Consider the following 6,446-nt stretch of genomic DNA (forward strand, 5'->3'; position numbering starts at 1 on the left):
GTATCAAAAAAGTGAACAAAAACGTTATTTTATTAGAAAAATATGATTGTATGAAATATCATGTATGAAAGAAGAGGCGTTAGCAAAAATATACCTTAACGAAATCGACTTTATTTTTCAGCAAAGTATTCTTCTTAAGTGACTCATGTTGTAAAGGTAGCAGCGAAAACAGAAAGAGTTCTTTTTTTGCAGACTGAGAAATTGTTAGTGAAATACGGATGGGGAAATATGAACATGATTATTTGAAAGTACGGGAAGAGAAATTGCTAAAATGGCAAGATGTACTTGGATTTTAAAGAAAAAACTCCTATTGAATGTAGGAGTTTTTTCTTTGTTTGAAAGTTCAAAAAGATATATAATAATTTTCTGACTATTAATTTGTGGAGGGGTATTAATGAAAAATGAAACGTTACACACACAAGAAGACATTTTAAAAATGCTTGATTCATTATTAAGACCTGCAGAACCATTTTGGAATGAATTTTATGAGAATAGAGAAAAGGATGTTCCGTTTTTTGGAAATGTCCCAGATGAGAACCTAGTTTCGTATATACAAAAAGAGAGAGTTTCAAAAGGGAAAGTATTAGAACTTGGGTGTGGTCCAGGTAGAAATGCCATTTATTTAGCGACTCAAGGATTTGATGTAACAGCAGTGGATTTATCTGTAGAAGGCATTAATTGGGCTAAAGAAAGGGCATTGGCAAAAGAGGTAGCAATTCATTTTATTTGTGATTCAATTTTTAATTTAGAGGTTCAAAACGAATTTGATTTTGTATACGATTCGGGCTGTTTGCATCACATTCCACCGCATAGAAGAATAAATTATGTGGATTTAATTAAAAACTCATTAAAATCGGGTGGTTATTTCGGATTAACATGTTTTGCGGCAGGTGATTTAGATGAGCGAAATGGATCGGAAATAACAGATTGGGACGTATATAGAGAGTGGAGTCTACAAGGTGGTCTTGCATACTCGGAAGAAAAGTTAAGAGAGATATTTAAAGAATTTGAGGTAATTGAGATTAGAAGAATGAAACAAATGAAACAACCGAAAGAAATGTTTGGAGAATCATTTCTTTGGACAGCATTATTTAAGAAGAAATAATAAAGTAGATAATTGACAAACTCATCGTTTTTATAGACAATATATTAAAAGGAACGTACGTTTGGTTTTGTTGGCGTATGTTTTACATAAATACATAACAAGGGGCTGTCTCCATATGAGTAACGCAAATCAAAAAATTACTACGTTTTTAATGTTTGAGGGCAAAGCTGAGGAAGCAATGAATTTTTATACGTCACTATTTGATCAATCAGAAATTGTAAGTATTTCTCGCTACGATGAAAATGGACCTGGTAAAGAGGGAACTGTAATTCATGCAACTTTTACGCTAAATGGCCAAGAGTTTATGTGTATTGATAGTTATGTAAATCATAATTTTACATTCACTCCAGCTATGTCTCTTTATGTAACTTGTGAGACAGAAGAAGAAATTGAAACGGTCTTTCATAAACTAGCGCAGGATGGAGCGATTCTTATGCCTTTAGGTTCTTATCCGTTTAGTAAAAAGTTTGGCTGGTTAAATGATAAGTATGGTGTATCTTGGCAGTTAACTCTTGCTGAATAAAAAAGAAAAAGCGTAGCTTATTTGTTTGTCAAAGATGTTCATCTTGTATGGAATGAAGTTTCTAGGGTTTTAAAGAATAAAGGTGTTCTTATTGCTGGATTTACAAATCCGTTACTATGGATTTTTGATGATAACCAAGAGCAAAAAGGTATTCTGGATGTTAAACATTCAATTCCTTCATCAACATTGGATTATTTACCAGAGGATGAAGTTCAAGATTACATCGATTCAAATCAAACAATAGAATATGCGCATACTTTAGAAGACCAAATCCAAGGCCAAATTGATGCTGGTTTTGCTATAACAGGTTTTTATGAGGATGATTTTGGTGGAACAAGGATATTGGATAAGCATATTAAAACATTTATTGCGACAAAAGCTATAAAATTAAAGATGGATTAAGAATTTTTGCTTGTCGCACGGGGCGTTAGTCGAAGAAGGCTCTTAAAATAGAAAAGGATGGTACTTTCCATCCTTTTCCTTATGTATTTTGAGTGTCGAAACTATTCTCAAAACAAGTTTTACACTACTAGTTGTATAATTAGGTTATGCTTTTATATTAAGAATTTTGCTGACCGAATCTTTTCCCGAGTTTAGCTAACAATTCAGGTTGATCGCTTTGGCTCATTATAACTTCAATAAAGATAAGTTGATTCTTATTAAAAATTATATTTGTTAAGACTTCTGCTAATTCTGCTTCATTTTCTACTTTAAATGTTAGACTTTTTTCTTCTGATCCAAATATCATTGATAGTTTATTGTAATCCCACATCTGTATGTCATTATAAGGTTGGTTTTGTCCGTGAATGGCACGTTCAACAGTGTATCCGTTGTTATTGATTAAAAATATAATCGGTTTTAAATTTTGACGTAGTATAGTTGATAACTCTTGGGCAGTTACTTGGAAAGAACCATCACCAATAATTAAAATGTTGCGCCGTGATAAATTGGCGAGCTGTGTACCAAGTAGAGCGGGCAGTGTATATCCGATAGATCCCCATAACGGTTGTCCTACATATGCAGTGTCATTAGGTAGAGGGATAGCAGCACTACCAAAGAAAGGTGTTCCTTGCTCTACAATTAAGACGTCGTTTTCTTGTAAGAAATGGTACATTTGCTGCCAAAAACGTTTTTGTGTGACCATTTGTGCTTTTGGATTGAACTCTTCAGTAAAAGGTGATGATTCTAAAATAAATGGCTTAACGTCAAGGGTATCTTTATTACGATGCTCAATTGAATCACTTAAATGTTGTAAAACATCCTGCATTACAACTGGACCGTATTTTTTATCTATAATTTTCACAGTGTAGGGATGGATTTCTATAACTTGTTCTTTTGTAAAACCTTGTGTGAAGCCGCCTGTAATAGTATCAGTTAACTTCACACCAATACTAATAATACAATCAGATTCATCAATTCTTTTTCGCAAGTACGGAGAACTTACATCACCAGTATAAACACCTATAAATTGAGGGTGTTTTTCTGGGAATATTCCTTTTCCCATACTGAACGTCGCGATGGGAAACCCAGTTTTTTCTACGAATTGATGTAAACTTTCTTTAGCATGAAATCGATCTACTTCAAAATCAGCTAAAATAACAGGTTTTTTGGCACTATTTATTTTTGAAATGGCATGTAGAAGCATTTTATTTAATGCTTCTTTATTACTTAAAATAGGTTTATTTATAATAGGTTCTGTCGGTTTATTAATTGGTTTATTATACACATCAATCGGCAAATTAATATGAACAGGGCGTTTTTCATTCCAACATGCACGTAAAACACGGTCAATTTCCTCAGCAGCATGCTCAGGTGTTACATTTGTTTGTGCTATAGTGATTTCTCGATACATATTGGAAAAGTGATCGAACTTTCCATCTCCTAACGTATGATGGACGATTGCTCCATTTTCCATTATTTTTGTTGGTGGCGTACCTGTAATTTTTATAACTGGCACGTTTTCCGCATATGAGCCAGCAATACCGTTAATAGCGCTTAATTCTCCAACACCGAAAGTAGTAATAAGAGCGGCGATTCCTTTTATGCGAGCGTACCCATCTGCTGCATATGCAGCATTTAATTCATTACAATTGCCAATCCATTTTAAACTTTTATGTGCTATCACATCATCTAAAAAGGCAAGATTATAATCACCAGGAACCCCAAATATATGTTCAATTCCTAATTCGTGTAGTCTATCCAATAAATATGTACTTACAGTATATTGTTTTTTCAAATGAATCATCTCCTAATTATGCAATGAATGTTTCAATAGACTAAAGAAGTTCTAATGCGTTGATTAAAATATTCATTACTAGATTGTGGTATAATTTACATACAGGGGGAAAGTAGATGACACAACATAAAGAAGAACAGATGAATGAGGCATTAGCATTATTTTATTTTGCATATAAAACATTTACTGAAAAGCCAGATGAAATTATAAAAGAATATGGCATTCAACGAGTACATCATCGAATTTTATTTTTTATCGCACGTTTTCCAGGGATAAGTGTAAATGAGTTATTATCACTATTAGAAATAAGTAAACAAGCTCTCCACGGGCCGCTACGTCAACTTGTGGAAAAGGGCTTAATTGAGAGTAATGAAGCTATGCATGATCGACGTGTGAAACAGTTGTCTTTAACAGAAAAAGGTACAGATTTAGAGAAAAAACTGAGTGATGTACAAAGACAACAAATGGGTGCTATTTTTTCAAAATTTGGTGAATCATGTGAGGACAATTGGCACCAAGTTATGAATGAAATGGCAAATAGCCGATCAGGTTTTGATGCTTGGATATCGAAACGTGAAATACCAGTCGATCAAAAATAATGAAAAAACTTCTGTTTTTATCGTTTGAAAAAGAGCAAATTTTATCCATACATTTGGCAACTATGATTTGGTCATAGAGTGAATGGATAAAAAGATACATTACTAGATACTTTATACGTGTACGCAATGGAACAATAAAATTCACATTTCCGAAAGGGGAATTATAATGATAAAACTTGTACTTATTCGTCACGGACAAAGCTTATGGAATCTTGAAAATCGCTTTACTGGATGGACAGATGTTGATCTATCAGAGAATGGATTAAGTGAAGCGAGAGAAGCAGGAGCAATATTAAAGAAAAACGGATATACTTTTGATGTGGCTTATACATCTGTATTAAAACGCGCAATTCGGACGTTATGGATTGTACTTCATGAGATGGATCTTACTTGGGTTCCAATACATAAATCTTGGAAGCTAAATGAAAGACATTATGGTGCATTGCAAGGGCTGAATAAAGATGAAACTGCTCAAAAGTATGGTGAGGAGCAAGTTCATATTTGGAGAAGAAGTGTTGATGTAAGACCACCGGCTCTTACTGAAGACGATCCTCGATATGAAGCGACCGATCCAAGATATAAAACACTCAAAAAAGGTGAATTTCCATTAACTGAATGTTTAGAGGATACGGAGAAGAGAGTACTTGCTTATTGGCATTCAGAAATTGCGCCGACATTAAAAAGTGGTAATAAAGTAATTATTTCATCACACGGTAACACAATTCGCTCGCTAGTAAAATATTTAGACAACCTTTCAAGTGATGGTGTAGTTTCATTAAATATTCCAACTAGCATTCCGCTTGTTTATGAATTAGACGAAAACTTACGTCCGATTCGTCATTATTATTTAAGTATGGATGGAGAAGTACCTGAAGGGGAAATTCCGAAACATATTTCTTTTTAATACGAAAATTTGAAATGAATGCTTGTCTACATATATAATATAGACTCATGGTAAAGTGAAATTTTAATCAGTGGGGTCTTACTGCCCACAAATAGCAGGATAAAAGACGTGGTACCTTCTAATATATATGCGATGTAGCTAATTTTAGAAGCTTGTCCACGTCTTTTGTCATAAAGAGAGCAGCTTGCGCATGTAATGATATCGTGAGTAGTTTTTGAATGGAGGGTGATGTGATTAATGATCTCTAACATTCGAATTGGCTTATTTGTTTTAGCGATTGTCTTTGTAGTCCTTGTTTTCTTTTATTGGAAAAATGAAGAGTTGTACGAGGAGAAGAAGCAACGTATTAGAAAGACTTGGTATGGTTTGTTTATCATATCTGTCACCGTGTATTTCATGATAAAAGGAATCGATTTAACCCTCTGGAAAAATCTTTTAATGTTTACTGCAATGGTTATTTTTGTTGATATTTCGTTCATTTTAACGCCTAATATTTCAGAAATATGGGGTGCAAAATTTAGCGATATTGGCAAGACAGTTCAATCCATAAAACGATCATTAATTGCATCTAAAGCAAGAGGAGAAATATACACGACAATTATTCAAAATGTTAATCCAGCAGTATTCGGTACGATGGAATGGCATACGGAAGAGGAATATACAAAGAGCTTAAATGCATTTTTAGATTCATATGGGGAAAAGATTGGCGCGAAAATTGTTGTTTTTGAAGCTGCGAAGGAATTAAATACAAACTTTCGTGGTATTCGCTCACAATTTAGTATTATCGTCCCGTTAGAACATATCGAGCAATTGAATGAGCAGAAAGCGGTGCAAGTAGAAAATGTCGGGATTATACCAGCAAAAATAGTAAGTGACGTTTTCATTGTTATTGATGGAAAGAAAAATAACCTGCAAGATCGGGATTTTGAAAATGTATATAATTTAACAATACATCATAGTTATTTTAGTAAATAAGGACAGAATCTTTTTCTGTCCTTTTCTTCTATACATAAATTAAAAACAAAATCCGACAAAGTTGAATAAAATTGGACAATCATTCCTACACTAGCATGTAGAGG

6 protein-coding genes and 2 pseudogenes are annotated in these 6,446 nt (G+C 33.6%); 7 read left to right on the forward strand and 1 reads right to left on the reverse strand.

The window, feature by feature from the left end; translation table 11 throughout:
* Positions 1 to 138 precede the first annotated feature (138 nt).
* The 4 genes and pseudogenes from ABWK52_RS14990 to ABWK52_RS15005 all read left to right on the forward strand — a co-directional run.
* Positions 139 to 296: pseudogene (locus ABWK52_RS14990) on the forward strand (ABC transporter ATP-binding protein); the annotation flags it as partial.
* Between the two features lie 98 nt (positions 297 to 394).
* Entirely contained in the window at positions 395 to 1,105 is a 711-nt protein-coding gene (locus ABWK52_RS14995) for a class I SAM-dependent methyltransferase (protein WP_000787497.1), read from the forward strand.
* 115 nt (positions 1,106 to 1,220) lie between these two features.
* Positions 1,221 to 1,628, forward strand: a complete 408-nt coding sequence (locus tag ABWK52_RS15000; RefSeq protein WP_000063589.1) for a VOC family protein — start codon at positions 1,221 to 1,223, stop codon at positions 1,626 to 1,628.
* 12 nt (positions 1,629 to 1,640) lie between these two features.
* Positions 1,641 to 2,030 (forward strand): annotated as a pseudogene (locus ABWK52_RS15005) (SAM-dependent methyltransferase); the annotation flags it as partial.
* 157 nt (positions 2,031 to 2,187) lie between these two features.
* Here the strand turns inward: ABWK52_RS15005 and ABWK52_RS15010 are convergent.
* Positions 2,188 to 3,873, reverse strand: coding sequence for an alpha-keto acid decarboxylase family protein (locus ABWK52_RS15010; protein ID WP_098542460.1), 1,686 nt, complete (start codon positions 3,871 to 3,873; stop codon positions 2,188 to 2,190).
* Between the two features lie 107 nt (positions 3,874 to 3,980).
* Here ABWK52_RS15010 and ABWK52_RS15015 point away from each other — a divergent pair, with 107 nt between their 5' ends.
* From ABWK52_RS15015 to ABWK52_RS15025, 3 genes are all read left to right on the forward strand, one after another.
* The gene (locus ABWK52_RS15015; RefSeq protein ID WP_000191888.1) at positions 3,981 to 4,463 is read left to right on the forward strand and encodes a MarR family winged helix-turn-helix transcriptional regulator; all 483 of its coding nucleotides are present in this window, start codon (positions 3,981 to 3,983) and stop codon (positions 4,461 to 4,463) included.
* Positions 4,464 to 4,629: 166 nt separating this feature from the next.
* Complete coding sequence (gene gpmA, locus ABWK52_RS15020; RefSeq protein WP_000594152.1) at positions 4,630 to 5,367, forward strand: 2,3-diphosphoglycerate-dependent phosphoglycerate mutase; 738 nt, start codon at positions 4,630 to 4,632, stop codon at positions 5,365 to 5,367.
* A 237-nt stretch (positions 5,368 to 5,604) separates the two neighbouring features.
* A complete protein-coding gene (locus tag ABWK52_RS15025) occupies positions 5,605 to 6,342 on the forward strand; it encodes a type II toxin-antitoxin system SpoIISA family toxin (RefSeq protein ID WP_000624983.1) in 738 nt (245 codons plus the stop codon).
* Positions 6,343 to 6,446: the final 104 nt, after the last annotated feature.

The organism is Bacillus sp. AP50 (assembly GCF_040492675.1).
Classification (GTDB): Bacteria; Bacillota; Bacilli; order Bacillales; family Bacillaceae_G; genus Bacillus_A; species Bacillus_A cereus.

Bases quoted from the DNA above. Each gene is read 5' to 3' on its own strand.
- ABWK52_RS14995 (WP_000787497.1), top strand. From the start codon at position 395: ATGAAAAATGAAACGTTACACACACAAGAAGACATTTTAAAAATGCTT.
- ABWK52_RS15000 (WP_000063589.1), top strand. From the start codon at position 1,221: ATGAGTAACGCAAATCAAAAAATTACTACGTTTTTAATGTTTGAGGGC.
- ABWK52_RS15010 (WP_098542460.1), bottom strand. From the start codon at position 3,873: ATGATTCATTTGAAAAAACAATATACTGTAAGTACATATTTATTGGAT.
- ABWK52_RS15015 (WP_000191888.1), top strand. From the start codon at position 3,981: ATGACACAACATAAAGAAGAACAGATGAATGAGGCATTAGCATTATTT.
- gpmA (WP_000594152.1), top strand. From the start codon at position 4,630: ATGATAAAACTTGTACTTATTCGTCACGGACAAAGCTTATGGAATCTT.
- ABWK52_RS15025 (WP_000624983.1), top strand. From the start codon at position 5,605: ATGATCTCTAACATTCGAATTGGCTTATTTGTTTTAGCGATTGTCTTT.